Annotated in this window: 1 protein-coding gene; it reads left to right on the top strand. The window is 64.8% G+C overall.

Annotated elements, in window-relative coordinates; translation table 11 throughout:
* Positions 1-575: hypothetical protein (locus tag DMB66_RS62265; protein WP_158647753.1), on the top strand; the 575-nt coding region annotated here is incomplete at its 5' end.
* Positions 576-835: the final 260 nt, after the last annotated feature.

Here is an 835-nt window from a genome sequence, read left to right on the forward strand (position 1 = left end):
TCGTGCGCACCCACCAGATCAACGCGCGCATGCGAGTCCTGCACGTCGACGACCGCCAGCAGCCAGGCCTGTGGATGGCCGACGCCGCCGCATGGTCATTCCAACGGGCCTTGGCTTACGACGAACCGCAATGGTGGAGCCGTATCACAGAGATTTCCAGCATCATCGACGCCCGCACCGGCGCAGAACTGTCCCTAGACAGCAACAGGGCCGCTCCACCCAGTGGCGAACGCGGCCCCGAACACCTGAGCCAAAGTGCTCAAGCGCCCTTGTTGACCAATCAATGGTACACCCTCACCGGCGGCACCACGAACAGGACGCTAGGCCCCGGGCAGGTCTTCACCAGCCTTCTGCACCAGATCGAAGCCGCCCACAGCCGTGATCTCCAACAGCACGTACTGCGCCAGGTCGTCGAGCTGAACCGTGGAGTTGCCGAGCTAACCGCAGCCATCCATTCATCGACAGAGGTCGGCCAGCCCGCAGTCTCGACCGGGCACACCAGCATCACGCCAGCGCTCGATCCGGCCGACCCAGTACCCCTGCACGACGAGGTCACAGAACCCACCATCGACTGACAGGGTGACAGCGCGCCGCGATACAGGCCCGGATGGGCGAGGCGTTCCGCCCGGCCCTAAAGAGTCGGCAGGGAACCGGGCCCTGAACGGCGACTCTCCGCAAGACGACCAACGACTCGCCTGCTAGGCGCCGAGCACGTGGGCCAGTTCTTCCTCGACGGACCCAGGTCACCTGCTCCACGATCTACTTACCGCGGTCGTCGTACTCGCCGATGTGATCGGTGGCGAGGCCTTCGAGTGCTGCAGGTGTCCTGTCCGTA

It is taken from the genome of Actinoplanes sp. ATCC 53533 (genome assembly GCF_003947245.1).